Consider the following 17522-nt stretch of genomic DNA (forward strand, 5'->3'; position numbering starts at 1 on the left):
CTATCATGTGATTTTGTTCTTTTTAAGCTATAATTTAGCTATATCATACAAAAGGAGCGATACGAGTGATACGTTTTGCAATAATAGGAACCAACTGGATTACAGACCGCTTTCTTGAGTCAGCAGCGGATATCGAAGATTTTCAGCTGACTGCTGTTTATTCAAGATCGGCTGAACGCGCTGGCGAGTTTGCTGCTAAACACAACGCTGCGCATGCCTTCTCAGACCTTCAGGAAATGGCGGCGAGCGATTGCTTTGATGCCGTATACATAGCGAGCCCGAACGCTCTTCACAAGGAACAAGCCGTTCTCTTTATGAACCATGGCAAGCATGTCCTTTGTGAGAAACCGTTTGCTTCGAATACAAAAGAAACAGAAGAGATGATCTCAGCAGCTAAGGCAAACGGCGTTGTTCTCATGGAAGCAATGAAGACCACTTTCCTGCCGAATTTCAAAGAGCTGAAAAAACACCTGCATAAAATCGGCACTGTCCGCAGATTTACCGCAAGCTACTGCCAGTATTCCTCACGGTATGACGCGTTCAGAAGCGGAACTGTTTTGAATGCGTTTCAGCCTGAGCTTTCCAATGGGTCATTAATGGATATTGGCGTCTATTGTATTTATCCGGCTGTTGTGTTGTTTGGCGCGCCGAAGGATGTAAAAGCAAACGGATATGCTTTATCCTCCGGAGTGGACGGAGAAGGAACTGTCATTCTGTCTTACGACGGGTTCGAAGCTGTTCTGATGCATTCTAAAATCTCTACTTCCTATGCCCCGGCGGAAATCCAGGGTGAAGACGGGACGATTGTAATCGATACGATTCATCGGCCTGAACGTGTTGAAATCCGCTACCGGGACGGCCGCCTTGAAAACATCGCGATCCCTGATCCTAAACCGGCGATGTTCTATGAAGCAGAAGAATTTGTCACACTTATAAAAGAGAATAAGCTGGAATCTGAAGAAAATACATTTGAACGGTCTTTGACCACCGCAAAAATTATGGAGGAAGCAAGAAAGCAAATGGGGATTGTATACCCTGCTGATCAAGCTTAAAAAAATCCGCCCGCGTGCAAATGCCGCGGCGGATTTTTTATTAGGCAATCGGAGAAGATGCCTTCCTTTTTAAAAGCACCTGTTGTTCATATTCTTTGATGTCATGAAGCCATGCCTCTTTTACCGGAACGCCCATTTGCTCACAGTAGGAATCCCAGATGGCTCCGAAAGGATATGTTTTGAATTCCTCCATCAGGGCCAGCCTTTCTGTATAGCGGCCCTCTTCCTGCAATTGTTTTAAATATCCGTTCGGGAGAAGCAGGGCATACAATAAAGCTTTGATCATATTTCTCGTTCCGATGGTCCAGGCGGCTACACGGTTAATGCTGGCATCGAAAAAATCCAGACCGATGGCGACCTTCTCAAGAGCATGATTTCGTACAATTTCAAGAGCGATTTCTCTCAATTCATCATCCAAAACCACTACATGGTCGCTATCCCAACGAACAGGCCGAGATACGTGCAAGGCAAGCTTGTCTGTGTAAAGCAGCATGGACGAGATTTTGTTCGATACCGTCTCAGTCGGATGGAAATGGCCTGTATCAAGTAAACAAAGCTTATGATTCGTCAAAGCATAAGCTAAATAAAATTCATGAGATCCGACAACATATGATTCGGAGCCAAGCCCGAACAGCTTGCTCTCGATTGCATCAAGATTGTGTTGTTCACTGATCTCCTCTGCGAAGATCCGATCCAGTGATTCTTTTAGTCTTTTACGCGGTGTCAGTCTATCACTCGGGATATCCTTATAGCCGTCGGGAATCCAAATATTCGTCAAGCAAGGTGTTCCTAATTCTTTCCCGAAGTATTCCCCGATACGGCGGCAAGCGATGCAATGCCTGATCCAAAATTCTCTGATGTCCGGATCAGGGTGTGAAAGGGTGAGTCCGTCAGCCGCTTTCTCATGCGAAAACAAGGTTGGATTAAAATCTAAACCGAGCCCAAGGTTTTTTGCCCATTTCACCCAGTTTTCAAAATGCTGCGGCTTCAATTCGTCACGTTCTACCGCTTCCCTGTTTGTTTCTGCGTATATCGCATGCAGGTTTACGCGGTGCTTTCCAGGAATGAGAGAAAGAGCCTTCTCCAAATCTCTTCTTAATTCTTCAGGAGTTTGCGCTTTTCCGGGATAATTGCCAGTCACGTCAATTCCGCCTGAAAGCTCGCCCTTATTTACTTCAAAGCCTTCAATGTCGTCACCCTGCCAGCAGTGGATCGAAATGGGCACTTGCTCTAATTGCCGAAGCGCCTCTTCAACATCAATTCCCCATTTTTCATATGCCTGTTTTGCACTGTCATAATTGGCTTTTATGGTCATACGGCTCTCTCCCTTTATCAGTTTTTCAATCCAAATAAAAAACTTCCTTTAGATCTATCGCAACAGGACTGAAATCCGAATTTGTTTTCATTAATGGCGCCATCGATTTCCACCATCTTTGGCAAACTTCCGTGTCCGCCATCTTTCTCCATTTCTCTTCATCCTCTATTTCTAAATATGCAAAAAGCCTGCCTGTTTCCTCGTCTAGAAAAATGGAATAATGGTGTGCTCCATGAGCTTTGAGTGCTTCTGCCATCTCAGGCCAAATGTCATCATGCCGCTGTTTGTATTCTTCGTACTTGTCTTGATGGACAAACATGATACTGGCTTTTCTTTTCAAACCTTTTCACCTCTTCATCATTTAGATAGCGCTTTCAAAACAGTTTGCTGAAATGACTGAATGATCGTGCTTCTATCAATGTCTTTAGGTGTAAACACTTTGATCGGAAAGGAATTTCTGACGACTTGCCGGGCTTCTTTTATGTCTTTGACTTCTTTGGCAGCAATCATTTGCATCAAAAGATTTCCGGTGGCAGTTGCCTCTATCGGCCCTGCATATACCGCTTTTCCACTCATGTCTGCCGTTAATTGATTTAAGAAATCATTCCGGGCTCCGCCGCCGATGATATGAAATTGCTCGATCGGTTTTTCTGTGATTGTTTCGAGCTCTTTGATGGCTATCGCATAGATGATGGCTAAATTGCTGTAGATGCAGCAGGCAAGTTCGCCTGCAGTACGGGGAATCTTTTGGCGGGTTTGTCTGCAATAATGTTGTATTTCCTTTATCATGTTTTCTGGATTCAGGAAACGTTTATCATTTAAGTTTATAAATTGCTGGAATGGTTCTGTTTTTTTGGCTTCTTCTGCAAGCTGCTGAAAAGAATAATCTGCTTGTAGCTGCTGTTTGACTTCTTGTATCACCCACATGCCGATAATGTTTTTGAGAAAGCGAATGGTGTTGTTTGCGCCGCGTTCATTTGTATAGTTGTTTTCTAAAGCAAGATCAGTTATTATCGGTGTTTTGTTTTCAACCCCGATTAACGACCATGTTCCGCTGCTGATATACGCCCAGCCATCATTTACGCCTGGCGCCGCAATGACGGCCGAGGCCGTATCATGTGTTGCGACTGTCATCACCTTGCACGCCGGGAGATCATAATCCGGGAACCACTCATTTCTTAGCTTCCCGAGTTCACACCCCGGTTCAGTGAGCGGCGCAAATTGCTGTTCCAGAACAGACACGGCTTCAAGCAATTCAGGATCAAGATTTCCCGTTGAGACGTTTAAAAGCTGTGTTGTGGACACGTTTGTGATTTCCGTTACAGCTTTTCCGGTTAAACAATAGCCTAAATAATCAGGAATCATCATAATTTTGTCTGTCTTTTTCAGCAGCTCACGGTCTTCTTCAAACAATTGATAGATCGTGTTGAAAGGCTGAAATTGTATTCCTGTTTTTTGATAAATTGCGGCTTTTGAGAGGGTATGTTCCAGTTTGTCTATTGTGTGATCTGTTCTTCTATCACGGTAGGAGATTGCTTCCCGCAACCGATCGCCTTTTTCGTCCAGTAAGACATAATCGACTGCCCATGTATCAATGCCTACGGTGCAGTGTTCATACCCAAGCGTCTTTACTTTTTGCAGTCCTTGCAGGATTTGTTTTAGCAAATGATCAATATCCCATAAGCAATGCCCGTCTCTTTGACTGAAACCGTTAGCGAACCTGTGAATCTCTTGTATGTCAAGCTTCCCTTCATTCAGTTCACCTACCATGATTCTCCCGCTTGATGCGCCTACATCAATGGCAGTATAAATCATCCTTTCACCCTCTCTTCGAAAGAGGAACAGCTGTCACCTTCACCTTTTTGTCCTCAAGAGCTTTTACCGATGCCGGATCAAGTCCAGAATCCGTAATAAGGCGGCTGACATCTTGCAGCGAGGCAATATGTGAAAACTCGCGGTTCCCCCATTTGCTTGAATCGGCCATCAAAATGGTCTGGTCCGACCTTTCGATCATCCGTTTTTTGAGCAGCGCCTGCCACTCATTTGAATCACTCATCCCGTTGTGTACGTCAAATCCCTTACATGACAGAAAGGTTTTATTGACATGATAGGTCTCAAGTGAACGCTCTGCTAACGGGCCGGCAAACGATAATGATTTTTCCAGCAAAATGCCGCCTGTTGAAATGACTGATATGTTTTCTTTATTGCTGAGTTCAATAGCTGCTTTCATTGAGTTTGTAATCACGGTGAGCTCAATGTCAGGGAGTATTTTTGCCATGTACCAAGCGGTTGTGCTTGCATCGAGAATGATTCGGTCTCCGCTTTTTACATATTTGGCCGCTTCGTGAGCGATGGCTTTTTTTTCGATGACATTCGTGATTTCCCGTTCAGAAAAATGAATTTCTGATTCCTTCTGCTGAATACTGACCGCTCCTCCGTGGCTCCGGCTCAGTTTATGTTCTTTTTCAAGCTTTTCAAGATCACGCCGAATGGTTTCCTCTGTGACTGAAAATATGTCACTTAATTCGGAAACGCGGATGCTTGAACGCATATTTACTATTTCCACTATTTTTTGCTGCCGTTCTGCTACTAGCATCGGTAACGCCCTTCCTCATATCGTAGTCCGTCTTATATTTTTTATCATAGCATATTTCTAACGCGTAAAAGCAGCAGGGACGCCGCCGTCTACCGTGATCATGCAGCCCGTTGTTTTTTCGGCTTTGGAAGAAGCGAAGAATGCAATGGCTTCGGCAATATCCTCCGGGTAAATATTGACGAGCAATGCTGTCCGTTTCCGGTAATGTTCCTCCAGCTGATCCGGTTCAATCCCGTACGCCGCGGCTCGTTCCTCCCGCCAGCTTGAACCCCAGATTGCCGATCCTTGAAGAACCGCATCAGGCAAAACAGAGTTGACCCTAATGCCGAATTCTCCACCTTCTGCAGCAATGCATCTTGCTAAATGGGTTTCAAGCGCCTTAACAGAGCTGTAGGCAGAGGCGTTTTTTCCCGCATAAACTGAATTTTTCGATCCGACAAATACCATGCTTCCGCCTCTATTTTGATGTTTCATCTGTTTAAACGCTTCACGGGCTACAAGGAAATAGCCTGTTCCTAAAACATTCATATTAAGATTCCATTCTTTTAGACTTGTTTCGTCAAATGGGCTTGATGTGGCCAGCCCGGCATTATTGACGACGATATCAATGCCGCCGTAAGCAAGCGCCGCTCGTTCAAAAGCTGACTGTACGTCTTCCTCCTTTGTCACATCCATTTTGACAGCCATTGCCCGTCCTTTTCCGTATGCATCGTTTATTTCCCCGGCAATTTTCTGTGCGCCTTCTATATTCAGATCAGCTACGATCACGTGCCCTCCCTCAGCTGCAAATCGGCGGCATGCCGCACTGCCGATTCCGCCGGCTCCTCCAGTTATCAGCGCTACTTTTCGGGAAAATTCTGCTTCCGGCGGGGCCAGCGTGAGTTTATATAGTTCGAGCGGCCAATATTCGACATGGTAGGACTCATTTTCATGTAAAGAAACAAATTGCCCCAGAGCGGTTGCTCCTTTCATCACGGCGATGGCCCTCCGATATAAAGCCCCGCTTACTTTAGACATGGCATAACTTTTTCCTGTATTCACCATTCCGATTCCCGGAATCAATATCACCCGTGGGGAGGATTCAAAGATTTGATCCCCATCCTGCTGATTTCGTGTAAAGTAAGCCTGATACTCTGATGTAAAGGTCTCGACTCCTGACTTGATCAGATCTGCAAGCTTGTGCACATCTTGAGTTTCCGGATTCCAATCAATGTACAGCGGAACCCGTTTTGTGTGAACAAGGTGATCCGGGCATGCCGCACCGATTTGCGAAAGTGCTGGCGCTTGGACACTGTTTACAAATTCCAAGACATCGTCATGATCATCATAGGAAAGGATCATTTTCTTTTCTTCACTTACTGCTCCTCTGATCACAGGCATGATGCCTGCCAAGATTTGTTTTCTTTTATCCTCCGGCAGCGGCTGATACCTTTTGCCTCCGAATACCTCATGCTGATTGATACGATCGTTAACATACTGCTCGGCTTCTTGAATGATGGATATCGTTTTTTGATAACATGTTTCAGACGTCTCTCCCCAAGTGACTAAGCCGTGTTTCTCCATTAATATAAGCTCGGCGTGGGGATTGTTTGCTACGCCTTCAGCGATCATTTTAGACAAAGTAAATCCAGGGCGAACGTATGGCACCCATACAAATCGGTTTCCGTAAATGTCTTCAGCGATTTGTTTTCCATTATCTGCACAGCATATGCTGATAATCGCATCTGGATGGGTATGGTCAACATGTTTGTATGGCAGAAAAGCGTGTAATAGCGTTTCAATTGAAGGGCGGGGATGTTTGCTGTCTATCATACAATGAGACAGGTAGTCTACCATTTCTTCATTTGGCATTTGGTCCCTTTTAATCAGCGGGCGGATATCATCTAATTTCAAACCGGTAAAGTTATGCGTTTTCATTGTTGCCAAATCCGAACCGCTTCCTTTTACCCACATGACTTCTATTTCACGGCCTCTAAAATCCTTTTCCGTTGTTTTCATAGATGTATTCCCCCCGCCCCAGTTGCAGACAGTGCGGTCTGACCCGATCAGATTGGACCTGTACACCAATTCCTCTACACCTTTAGGCAGCTGTGCAGCTCGCTCTGAATCCCATATATGTTTCACCATATTTGATATTCCTCCATCCCCTTTTATTTGTATCCGTTTTCATTATACATGATTTCTGTTTGTTTTTGAATTGTTTTTGTTTATTTTTGTTTTCAACAAAAAAGAAAGCAGCAGATATGCCGCTTTCTTGTTTTATTAAGATTCAATTTTAAATTTCTTCGTAATGTCCTGAAGTTCTTCCGCCATGTTTGCCAACGTTTCCGCTGAAGAGCTGATTTCTTCCATGGACGCAAGCTGTTCTTCCGCCGAAGCTGCGATATCCTGAATGCCTGCTGAGCTTTCTTTCGCCACTGCAGAAATATCTTCAACAGCACTTGACACTTCCTGTGATCCGGCTGACAGTTGTTCAACCGTCGCGTTCAAGTTTTGCAATTCGCCGGAAATTTGGGTTGTCATCTCATAGATTTGTTTAAAGCTTTCCGCTGTTTGATCCGTAATCTGCAAGCCTTCTTTCACTTCATGATTCACGGATTGGAACATTGAAAGTGAGGTACTGATTTCCCTGACAATCTCTTGAATTAATCCTTCAATTTCCTTGGCGGAGTCTGCTGACTGTACAGCAAGTTTTCTAACCTCTTCCGCAACTACTGAGAAACCTCTTCCGTATTCTCCCGCTCTTGCCGCCTCAATCGCAGCATTTAATGCAAGCAGGTTGGTTTGATCAGCAATGCCATTAATCACATTCAAGATGCTTGTGATGTCTTGCGATTTTGTTTCAAGACCCTTCACAACCGCTTCCGCTTTTTGAACGGATTGGTCAATTGTTTTCATCTGGCCGACTGTATGCTCCACCAGCTTTTCTCCGCTGCCCGCTGCCTCAGAGGACTGAATCGATGATTTCGTAATGGTTGAAGAGGCCTGAGCCACTTTTGAAATCCCCTCGTTCATTTGAGAAAGATGATTTGAGCTTGTTTCCAGTTTCTCGCTTTGCGCCTCGTTGCCATCTGAGAACTGTTCGATGGCAAGTGTAATATGCTCAGTTGCCTTGCTCGTTTGGGCTGCGCTTGCCGTCAGCTCCTCAGAAGATGAAGCAACGTTTTCTACAGACGTTTGAATAACCCCGATTACAGAACGCAATGATGCAGACATTTCATTAAAGCTTTCGCCAAGCTGGCCAAACTCGTTTTTCGAGTGAATGTCAATGACTTCTGTGAGATCTCCGCTGCTGATTTTTGCAGACGTTGAGACAAGTTTTTTTAACGGCTTGGTGATGGCACGAATAATATAGAGTATGAGTATGCCGCCGATTACAATTGACACGCATAGAATGATAACCGCAGTGTTCAGCACCGGACTTGAAGCATCTTGCAATTCACTGACAAAATATGTGCCTGCGATTTTCCAGCCAGTCAGTTTATTTGTCGTAAAGGCCATTTTCTTTTCTTTGCCTTCGAATGTATATTCAAATGAGCCTTCTTTTTTGGAATATACTTGGTTTGTCCAATCGCCGGATCCGGTTGTCCCCGGCTTAATTGTCGGATGGGCGATATATTTTTTGTTGCCAGTCGTAATAAATGCAAAACCTTCTTTACCGATTTTGATTCTTTGTGATGCAGTAAGCACTTCATCCAGGTTTAAATCAAGCGCTATAACCCCTGAACCGTCTTTTAATTGTTTTGAAATTGTGACAACGATATCTCCTGTCGCTTCATCAGTATACGGTTCTGAGAAAACAGCTTGTCCTTTTTCCGCAACCGCCTGTTTGTACCAGTCACGTCCTGTCGGATCAAAACCTTTCGGAACACCGCTATCCGGATATTTATAAAGCTTCTTATCTTCTGAAGCAGCATAGATTGCGCCTACATCGTCGTTAAGTGTCGTGTACTGCTTAAATTTCTCTTTCAGTAATGTTTTGTTTTTGCCTAGCAATATGTCTTTATCGACTGTCTCACTATAATAATCTATTGCTTTTACTTTATCTTCTAATTTATTTTGCAGCGTACTGTTTAGTTCTTCAACATTTCCCTTCGCACTGTTTATGAGCTCTCTGTCTAACGCGTTCCAAGCTGATTGATAACTGAAATATGCTAAAACCCCAACCGGCAAAATAAGCACTGCCAGAAACGCAGCGATTAGCGGTTTGCTGATCGATGGCTGTTTGATCCATTGTATGAATTTTCCCATTCTCGTTGACTCCTCCTTTAAGATAAATCTAATATCGTCAAACTAGGATAAAAGGTTTAATAAAAAAACTAAAAAAAACACCCAAGCGCAACAAGCTTGGGTGTTAAGGCTTATTATTCAATTTTAAATCGTTTGGTCATATCCCGAAGCTCTTCCGCCATAGAGGAAAGGGTCTCTGCAGACGAGCTGATTTCTTCCATGGAAGCTAGCTGCTCTTCAGCTGACGCCGCGATATCTTGTATATGCGCTGAGCTTTCTTTTGAAATCGATGCAATGTGCTCAGACGCTCCCGAAACTTCTTCGGAGCTGGCAGAAAGCTGCTGAACCGTCGCACTCATATTTTGCAGTTCGCCGGCGATTTGGTTCGTCATTTCAGAAATGCGTTTGAAGCTCATTTCTGTTTTATCTGTGATGTCAAGTCCTGTCTGCACCTCTTGATTGACAGATTGGAACATGCCGAGTGATGTATTGATTTCCTTCACAATTTCGATGATTAATCCTTCAATCTCTTTTGCTGAATCTGCTGACTGTACTGCCAGTTTTCTTACTTCTTCCGCTACAACGGAGAAGCCGCGGCCGTACTCGCCTGCGCGCGCTGCTTCAATTGCTGCGTTTAAGGCAAGCAGGTTCGTCTGGTCTGCGATGCCGTTGATCACACGCAAAATGTTTGTAATATCTTTCGATTTCGTTTCCAATCCGCGTACGACTTGCTCCGCTTCTTTAACGGACTTGTCAATGACATTCATTTGGCCGACGGTTTGATGAACAAGCTTGCCGCCTTCACTTGCAATTTCTGTCGATTGAACAGATGAATCAGTGATCACTTCAGAAGCTTGAGCCATATTCGTCAACCCGTCATTCATTTGATAAATGTGCTCTGCTGCCGTTTCAATGTTTTCGTTTTGTTTTTCATTGCCGTTAGAAAATTGTTCAATCGCCAATGTAATGTGCTCTGTTGCCTTGCTCGTTTGCGCAGCTGATGCAGTCAGCTCCTCAGAGGAAGCGGCAACATTGTCTACCGAATCCTGGATGGCGTGTATGAGAGAACGAAGTGACGACGCCATATTGTTAAAGCTTTTGCCGAGCTCGCCCAATTCATCTTTTGAACGGATATCAATGGTTTCCGTCAAATCTCCCTCGCTGATCCGCTTAGAGGAACCGACAAGCTGTTTCAGCGGTGTTGTAATCGACCGAATGATCAATGTCATGACGATAATCCCTATGATAATAGCTGCGGCCAAGACAATTAAAGCAAGGTGAAGGACAGGCTGGGCTGCCTCATGGATTTCATCCAAATACATGGTGCCGCCGATCTTCCATCCCGTCAACTTGTTTGTGTCAAAGGCCATTTTTTTCTTATCGCCATCCATGGTGTATTGAAAATCGCCTTTATCAGCACTCAACATCTTATCGAGCCAGTCGCCTTTTAATTCAGTTCCTGATTGTTCATTAGGGTGTGCGACAACTTTTTTGTCCTTCGTCATGATAAATGCGTAGCCTTGTGTGCCGATGTTGACTTTTTTGGTTGTTTTCAGCAGATTTTCAATCGTCATGTTGATTGCGATAACGCCTGAACCATCTTTTGTCTGCTGGGCGATTGTCACAACCATCGTATTTGTCGACGCGGTTTTATAAGGGTCTGTGATCACGACTTTCCCTTTATTTGCAACCGCTTTTTTGTACCAGTCGCGTTCAACCGGATTATAGCCACTTGGCATCGGAAGATCCGGATAGCGGGTAAAGTGCCCTTTTGTGTCACTTGTATAAATGGATTCTACATCCTTGTTAAGGCTGATATATTGTGAGAATTTCTCTGCAATGCTTGCATTGCTTTTTGCATTGTATTTCTCTTTTGTCAGCCATTCGCTGAAATAATCAGCACTGTTTTCTTTTTCGCCGATGCTGGTGTTAATGATTTCGTTTAATTGCTGTACATTTTCCAATGCGCTCCCCATCATCTGTCTGTCGAGTGAGCTGCTAGCCGATTGATACGCAAAGATCGCCAATATAACAACCGGTATGATGAGAATCGACAGAAAGGAAACGAGAAGCTTCCGTGTAATTGATCTTTGTTTTATGAGTTGGAGTATTTTTTTCATCATTCATTTCTCCTTTTTTATGCTACCCTTCATATCGGCTGGAAATGGGTAAATATATACAGCAAAAAAGAAGAAATTTAACAAAAGTAACTAATTTCCCATAAATAAATAGTATATTAGACCTATTATTTATCTACTTTAAATTGTTTTGTCAGATCACGGAGTTCTTCAGACATTCTTTCAAGCGTCAGTGCAGATGAACTAATCTCCTCCATGGATGCCAGTTGTTCCTCAGCTGAAGCGGCGATATCTTGGATGCCATCCGAGCTTTCCTTAGAAATGGCTGTGATATCATTTGAAGCTGCGGAAATTTCTTGAGCTCCCGCTGACAGCTCCTCAACCGTCGCATTCATGTTTTGCAGCTCGGAAGCAATTTGATTGGTCATTTGAGATATATGTTTGAAGCTCTGTTTAGTTTCATCCGTCATGACAAGCCCTGTTTCAACTTCTTTGTTTACGGACTGAAGCACGTTCAGTGATGTGTGAATTTCCTTTACGATTTCACTGATCAGCGATTCAATTTCTTTTGCCGAGTCAGCCGACTGTACCGCGAGCTTTCTCACTTCCTCAGCGACGACTGAAAAGCCCCGGCCGTATTCACCCGCTCTGGCCGCTTCAATGGCGGCATTTAAAGCCAAAAGATTGGTTTGATCCGCAATACCGTTGATGACACGCAAAATATTTGTGATATCCTTTGATTTGATCTCCAGCCCTTTCACCACTTGTTCCGCTGCTTTTACGGAATGGTCAATTGTGTTCATTTGGCCGGCTGTTTTCTGGACGAGTGTCTCCCCTTTACTTGACACTTCTGTTGAATCTGCGGATGTTTCTGTAATCACTGCTGCAGCCCGCGCCAGCTCTGCCAATCCGTCATTCATTTCATTAATTTGTTCGGTTGTCGTTTCTATTTTCTCGCTTTGGCTTTCGCTGCCGTTTGAAAATTGCTCGATAGCCATCGTAATGTGCTCAGTGGCTCTGCTTGTCTGGTCTGCCGATGCAGTCAGCTCTTCGGACGATGAGGCAACGTGTTCTACTGAGTCTTTGATCCCCTGAATGAGCGAGCGAAGCGAGTGTGCCATATGATTGAAGCTCTCACTCAGAACGCCGAGTTCATCTTTTGAATTGATTTCAATCGTTTCGGTTAGATCGCCTTCACTAATTTTTTCAGCTGATGCGACAATGCGTCTCAATGGCTTTGTGATGGATCGAATCACAAAATAAATCGCCGTCATTCCAGCTCCGATGGCAATCGCCAGAACGATTGAAGCCATGATCAGAACCCTGCTTGCAGCATCGTGAATCTCGTTTGCATACATCGTGCCGCTGATTTTCCAGCCTGTTGTTTCGCTTGTTGCAAATGCCATTTTTTTCTTTTTGCCTTTGTACGTATATTCAAAGTCCCCGCTTTTATCCTTGTAGAGCTTATCAACCCAGTCCCCTTTTAGCTCTGTTCCCGCTTTTTCTCCGGAGTAGGCGATGACTTTCTTGTTTTGGCTCAAAATAAAAGCATAGCCTTCTTTTCCGATATTGATTCCTTTCGCGGTAGTGACTAAGTCATCAATTTTCATATCAATGGCGACAACGCCTGATCCATCCACCGTTTGACGGGCGATAGTGACGACCATTTTTCCTGATGAAATCGATTCATAAGGCTCAGTGACAATTGTTTTGCCTTTATTGGCCATTGCTTCTTTGTACCAATCTCGTTCCAAAGCATTAAAGTCGCTTGGCATGTCAGCGTACGGATAACGTGTGAAGTCCCCGTCTTTGCCGCTTGAAAATACCGCAGCGACATTATCATTCATTTGGATAAATTGTTTAAATTCCTGTTTCAGCTCTGTTTTCTTTTTATCCTGAAATTTTTCTGCTGTAGCCCAATCGCTGAAATATGCGAGGCTTTTTTCAGTAGTGCTGATTTTATCATCAATGATGTGATCTAATATCTGAACATTTTCCTTTGCGCTTTGCGTCATCTGTACATCAAGTGAGGCAACTGCTGATTGATAAGCGCTAACCGAAAGGGCGGTTATCGGAACAATTAAGATCAGCAGGAAAGAAATAATAAGTCTCCTTGCAATTGATGATCTGCGAATAGTGGTGAGTGTTTTTTTCATTTCCTTTTGAACCTTCTTTCAATAATTTACAAATTATATCGGCGGATCTTCCTTTAAATTACATTGAAAATGGAGGAAAAAATGAAAAATAGTTCTAAATTCACCTGTTAAACTAGGACTTTATTATTGTTTACCATATAAAAAAACAGCGCTTTGATAGCGCTGTTTTTCGGTTTTTACTCGATTTTAAATTGTTTCGTCAGATCGCGAAGCTCTTCTGCCATCTGCGCAAGAGTCGTCGCTGAGGAACTGATTTCTTCCATGGAAGCAAGCTGTTCTTCAGCTGATGCGGCAATGTCCTGGATGCTTGCCGAGCTTTCTTTCGACACGTCTGCAATGCCGCTGACTGCTGCTGAAACATGCTGTGAACGGTCTGACAGCTGCTCGACGGTGGAATTCATCGTCTGCAGCTTGCCCGCGATTTCGTTTGTCATGCTGAAAATGCTCTGGAAGCTTTCTTTTGTATTGTCTGTGACAACAAGTCCGGACTGTACTTCCTGATTGACCTCTTTAAACATGTGAAGAGAGGTGTCGATTTCTGCGACGATTTCTTGGATCAGCTTTTCGATTTCTTTCGCTGAATCGGCTGATTGGACAGCCAGCTTGCGCACCTCCTCCGCTACGACAGAGAAGCCGCGTCCTGACTCTCCGGCACGCGCCGCTTCAATGGCTGCATTTAGTGCAAGCAGATTTGTTTGGTCAGCGATTCCGTTGATGACTCTCAAAATGCTTGTGATGTCTTTTGATTTTCCTTCTAAGCCTTTGACAACAGCTTCAGCCTGCTGAACAGATTGATTAATCGAGTTCATTTGTCCGACTGTCTGCTGCACAAACTTCTCACCCGTTCCGGCGATTTCCGTTGATTGGATAGATGCCTTTGTAATATCTGACGATGTTTGTGAGACTTGCTGGAGTCCTTCATTCATTAAGTTCAGCTGATGAGAGCTGGATTCAACCTTTTCGCTTTGCTCCTCGTTTCCGTTTGAGAACTGCTCAATCGCCATCGTAATATGCTCGGTGGCTTTACTCGTCTGCCCGGCAGATGCGGTAAGCTGTTCGGAAGATGCGGCCACATTGTTCACCGAGTCCTGAATAGCGCTGATCAGAGAGCGGAGAGATTGTCCCATTTCATTGAAGCTTTCCCCAAGCTCTCCAAGCTCATCCTTTGAATGGATTTCGATCGTTTCGGTCAGATCCCCCCTGCTGATCGTTTTCGATGATTGAACAAGACGTTTTAACGGTTTTGTAATCGAACGAACGATAAACAGAATTAAAATTCCGCCTGCCACAATGGAAGCAATCAGCACAATCATTCCTGTTGTCAGCACAGACTTTGAGGCATCCTTAATTTCATCCATATACATTGTGCCGGCTATTTTCCAACCAGTCAGTTCGTTTGTAGTATAGGTCATCTTTTTATCTTCGTTATTAAGAGTATACTGGAGTTCACCGCTGTCATTCGCATACATTTTGGCTACCCAGTCGCCTGAAAGCTTTTCTCCAGCCTTATGGTTCTTGTGGGCGACATAGGTTTTGTTTTTTGTTGCAATGAAAGCATAACCTTCTTTTCCGACCTTGATTTGTTTCATTTGTTCTAACAATTTATCAATGGTAATATCCATGGCGACAACGCCAGATCCGTCCTTCAGCTCCTGTGCAATGGTAATGACCATGCTTCCGTCACTCGCAGCCACGTAAGGATCTGTCACGACAATTTCACCGCCGGCCTTCATCGCATCCTGGTACCAAGGCCGTTGTCTCGGGTCGTATCCTTCCGGCAATTTTTCTTTTGGCGCTTGTACATAAGTGCCGTTATCTGCGCCCCCATAAATTCTGGCTACTCCTTGATTAATAGATACATATTGTGAAAATTTAGCTTTGATCTCTTCTTGATTTGATTTCCCTTTGAATGCGGATCTTTTAAGAGATTCACTGAAAAAGGTGACTGCTTTCGCTTTTTCTCCCAGATCATTTGTAACAGTTGTATTAAATGTATCGACACTGTTTTTCGCATTTCCCATAATTTCCTGATCCAGCTTTCCGCTGGCGCTTCGGTAAGAGCTAAATTCTAATATAAGAATAGGGATAATGAGAATCGCAATAAATGAGACGATTAATTTCTTTGAAATAGACGGTTTCTTCAGCCAATTGATAAAAGTCTTCATGTCACTTGCTCCTTCAGGTTTGATACAGTATATATCGGCTGCTTAAAAAAGTTTTAAAATAAAAAATGGAAGAAGTTCTTTTTGGCTGTCTTCTGCCTTTTTAACTTTCATTGCCCAAGCTCTTTGCATATCTTATAAAAAACAAGGGGGGCTAAACATGATTATTGTATCAGGACAATTGCTCCGTCCCCAGGATATTGAAAATTGGCAGATTGATCAAGATCTGAATCCGCTCTTAAAAGAGATGATTGAGACGCCTGTTCAGTTTGATTATCATTCAATTGCTGAACTGATGTTTGAGCTTAAACTGCGGATGAATATTGTAGCAGCGGCAAAGACGCTGCACAAAAGCGGGGCGAAGTTTGCCACTTTTTTAAAAACATACGGGAATACAACGTATTGGAGGGTTTCACCGGAGGGCGCCTTGGAGCTGAAATACAGAATGCCGCCTTCAAAAGCGATTCGGGACATTGCAGAGAACGGCCCGTTTTATGCGTTTGAATGCGCAACCGCAATCGTTATCATTTATTACTTGGCCTTAATCGATACAATCGGAGAAGATAAATTCAATGCCAGCTTTGACAGAATTATTTTATATGACTGGCATTATGAGAAATTGCCGATATATACGGAAACAGGACACCACTTTTTCCTTGGAGATTGTTTGTATTTTAAGAATCCTGAATTTGATCCGCAAAAGGCGCAATGGAGAGGCGAAAATGTGATACTACTGGGGGAAGATAAATATTTTGCCCATGGTCTTGGAATCTTAAACGGAAAGCAAATTATTGATAAGCTGAATTCTTTTAGGAAAAAAGGAGCCTTACAGTCAGCCTACCTTCTGTCTCAGGCGACCAGACTGGATGTTCCGTCTCTTTTCCGCATCGTCCGCTAAAAAGCCCCATCGCCTATTTTCCGGACGATGGGGTTTCAAATGCCTTTCGTTTTCGATAGAAGGGGGCTGTGCCAAAATATTGGTTCGCAGCCCACTCCATTTTTTCAAGGTCATTTCTTGTCACGATTGGATCCTGGCTGCTCCATTTGATAAAGCGGACAAAATAGTAGCCTTTGATAGGAACCATTGTAACTTTTGAGTGAGGCCAGCCTTCAAATACAAACTCAATTTTCCCTCTTTTTTTATAAGAATATTGAAGAATGTTCATATCTGTCACCTCAGTTTATCAAGTTACGTTCGGCAAAGCTCGGTACGTTTACATCCATTGATTAACTATCCCTCATGCAGGCTTTCCGGAAAACAAAGGGTGAGGCGCGTGTCTCTTTCCCTCGCTTTTTATTTCGCATATGGACGAATGCCAAGCACGCCTTCATTCGATAAAGCCGCAGCGTGGGCGGGTGTGACAAGCCCTCCGGCTATCGGCGCTTGTTCAGCGATCATGCTTTTGTCATAAAAAACAGCCTATTATCCCATCATTTTGATATAGCATGTCCGGGTGCGAGGCCCGTCAAATTCGCAGAAATAAATGCCCTGCCACGTTCCAAGAATAAGCCGGCCGTTTTCCACAATGACATGCTGTGAAGCTCCGACCGTACTCGACTTCATGTGTGCAGCTGTATTGCCCTCCATATGGCGGTCCAGCTCATGTTCCCACGGATATACCTCATCAAACCTTCTGAGCATATCTTTTTTGACGTCCGGATCGGCATTTTCATTAATTGTAATGCCCGCAGTCGTATGCGGACAGTAAATCAGCGCTGCGCCGCTCGTTATACCTGTTTCTTGAAGAAACGCTTCCACCTCCCGGGTGATATCTATCATTTCATCTCGTTTGGTTGTTTTGATTTGCAGTGTTTTCAGCATTTGTTTCTCCTTTCGTTTGTCCGCTCTCATCGCTTAATTCGTTCTGTGTTCTTTTTTTTCCTGTTAAACCGCTCTCATAAACCCGATAAAACAAAAAAACTCCAGTCTAAG

Annotated in this window: 14 protein-coding genes and 1 pseudogene; 2 read left to right on the top strand and 13 right to left on the bottom strand. The window is 43.9% G+C overall.

Annotated features, from left to right (window positions below; translation table 11 throughout):
• The first annotated feature begins 65 nt into the window (after positions 1-65).
• Entirely contained in the window at positions 66-1052 is a 987-nt protein-coding gene (iolU, locus tag MHB62_RS16125) for a scyllo-inositol 2-dehydrogenase (RefSeq protein WP_003228926.1), read from the top strand.
• Positions 1053-1092: 40 nt separating this feature from the next.
• On the opposite strand, the gene rhaA is transcribed toward iolU, so the two are convergent.
• The 10 genes and pseudogenes from rhaA to mcpB form a co-directional block, all read right to left on the bottom strand.
• The gene (gene rhaA, locus MHB62_RS16130) at positions 1093-2367 is read right to left on the bottom strand and encodes an L-rhamnose isomerase (protein ID WP_032722410.1); all 1275 of its coding nucleotides are present in this window, start codon (positions 2365-2367) and stop codon (positions 1093-1095) included.
• Between the two features lie 25 nt (positions 2368-2392).
• Positions 2393-2707, bottom strand: coding sequence for an L-rhamnose mutarotase (rhaM, locus tag MHB62_RS16135; protein WP_003243762.1), 315 nt, complete (start codon positions 2705-2707; stop codon positions 2393-2395).
• Positions 2708-2724: 17 nt separating this feature from the next.
• Complete coding sequence (gene rhaB / locus MHB62_RS16140) at positions 2725-4182, bottom strand: rhamnulokinase (RefSeq protein WP_003243094.1); 1458 nt, start codon at positions 4180-4182, stop codon at positions 2725-2727.
• A gap of 4 nt (positions 4183-4186) precedes the next feature.
• Complete coding sequence (gene rhaR / locus MHB62_RS16145; RefSeq protein WP_009968057.1) at positions 4187-4963, bottom strand: rhamnose catabolism operon transcriptional regulator RhaR; 777 nt, start codon at positions 4961-4963, stop codon at positions 4187-4189.
• 57 nt (positions 4964-5020) lie between these two features.
• A complete protein-coding gene (locus MHB62_RS16150; protein WP_019712496.1) occupies positions 5021-7090 on the bottom strand; it encodes a bifunctional aldolase/short-chain dehydrogenase in 2070 nt (689 codons plus the stop codon).
• Between the two features lie 135 nt (positions 7091-7225).
• Positions 7226-9214 (bottom strand): methyl-accepting chemotaxis protein TlpB, encoded by a 1989-nt coding sequence (gene tlpB / locus MHB62_RS16155; RefSeq protein ID WP_019712495.1) that lies wholly within the window; start codon positions 9212-9214, stop codon positions 7226-7228.
• A gap of 113 nt (positions 9215-9327) precedes the next feature.
• Positions 9328-10278 (bottom strand): methyl-accepting chemotaxis protein, encoded by a 951-nt coding sequence (locus MHB62_RS16160; RefSeq protein ID WP_369877620.1) that lies wholly within the window; start codon positions 10276-10278, stop codon positions 9328-9330.
• Positions 10273-11316 (bottom strand): annotated as a pseudogene (gene mcpA, locus MHB62_RS16165) (methyl-accepting chemotaxis protein); the annotation flags it as partial. The pseudogene mcpA and the gene MHB62_RS16160, both read right to left, overlap by 6 nt.
• 122 nt (positions 11317-11438) lie before the next feature.
• The gene (gene tlpA, locus MHB62_RS16170) at positions 11439-13427 is read right to left on the bottom strand and encodes a methyl-accepting chemotaxis protein TlpA (protein WP_032722413.1); all 1989 of its coding nucleotides are present in this window, start codon (positions 13425-13427) and stop codon (positions 11439-11441) included.
• A 176-nt stretch (positions 13428-13603) separates the two neighbouring features.
• Positions 13604-15592 (bottom strand): methyl-accepting chemotaxis protein McpB, encoded by a 1989-nt coding sequence (gene mcpB, locus MHB62_RS16175; protein WP_003243461.1) that lies wholly within the window; start codon positions 15590-15592, stop codon positions 13604-13606.
• Between the two features lie 157 nt (positions 15593-15749).
• Between mcpB and MHB62_RS16180 the strand changes: the two genes are divergently transcribed.
• The gene (locus MHB62_RS16180; protein WP_003243977.1) at positions 15750-16487 is read left to right on the top strand and encodes a protein-glutamine gamma-glutamyltransferase; all 738 of its coding nucleotides are present in this window, start codon (positions 15750-15752) and stop codon (positions 16485-16487) included.
• Positions 16488-16500: 13 nt separating this feature from the next.
• On the opposite strand, the gene MHB62_RS16185 is transcribed toward MHB62_RS16180, so the two are convergent.
• The 3 genes from MHB62_RS16185 to MHB62_RS16195 form a co-directional block, all read right to left on the bottom strand.
• Positions 16501-16755, bottom strand: a complete 255-nt coding sequence (locus MHB62_RS16185) for a hypothetical protein (RefSeq protein WP_003244393.1) — start codon at positions 16753-16755, stop codon at positions 16501-16503.
• 257 nt (positions 16756-17012) lie between these two features.
• Positions 17013-17411 (bottom strand): secondary thiamine-phosphate synthase enzyme YjbQ, encoded by a 399-nt coding sequence (locus MHB62_RS16190; protein ID WP_003243483.1) that lies wholly within the window; start codon positions 17409-17411, stop codon positions 17013-17015.
• A complete protein-coding gene (locus MHB62_RS16195) occupies positions 17371-17505 on the bottom strand; it encodes a hypothetical protein (protein ID WP_003243642.1) in 135 nt (44 codons plus the stop codon). The genes MHB62_RS16190 and MHB62_RS16195 overlap by 41 nt, the downstream gene beginning before the upstream one ends.
• Positions 17506-17522 lie beyond the last annotated feature (17 nt).

The sequence above is a fragment of the Bacillus sp. FSL K6-0255 genome, from assembly GCF_045040725.1.
Taxonomy (GTDB): Bacteria; Bacillota; Bacilli; order Bacillales; family Bacillaceae; genus Bacillus; species Bacillus subtilis.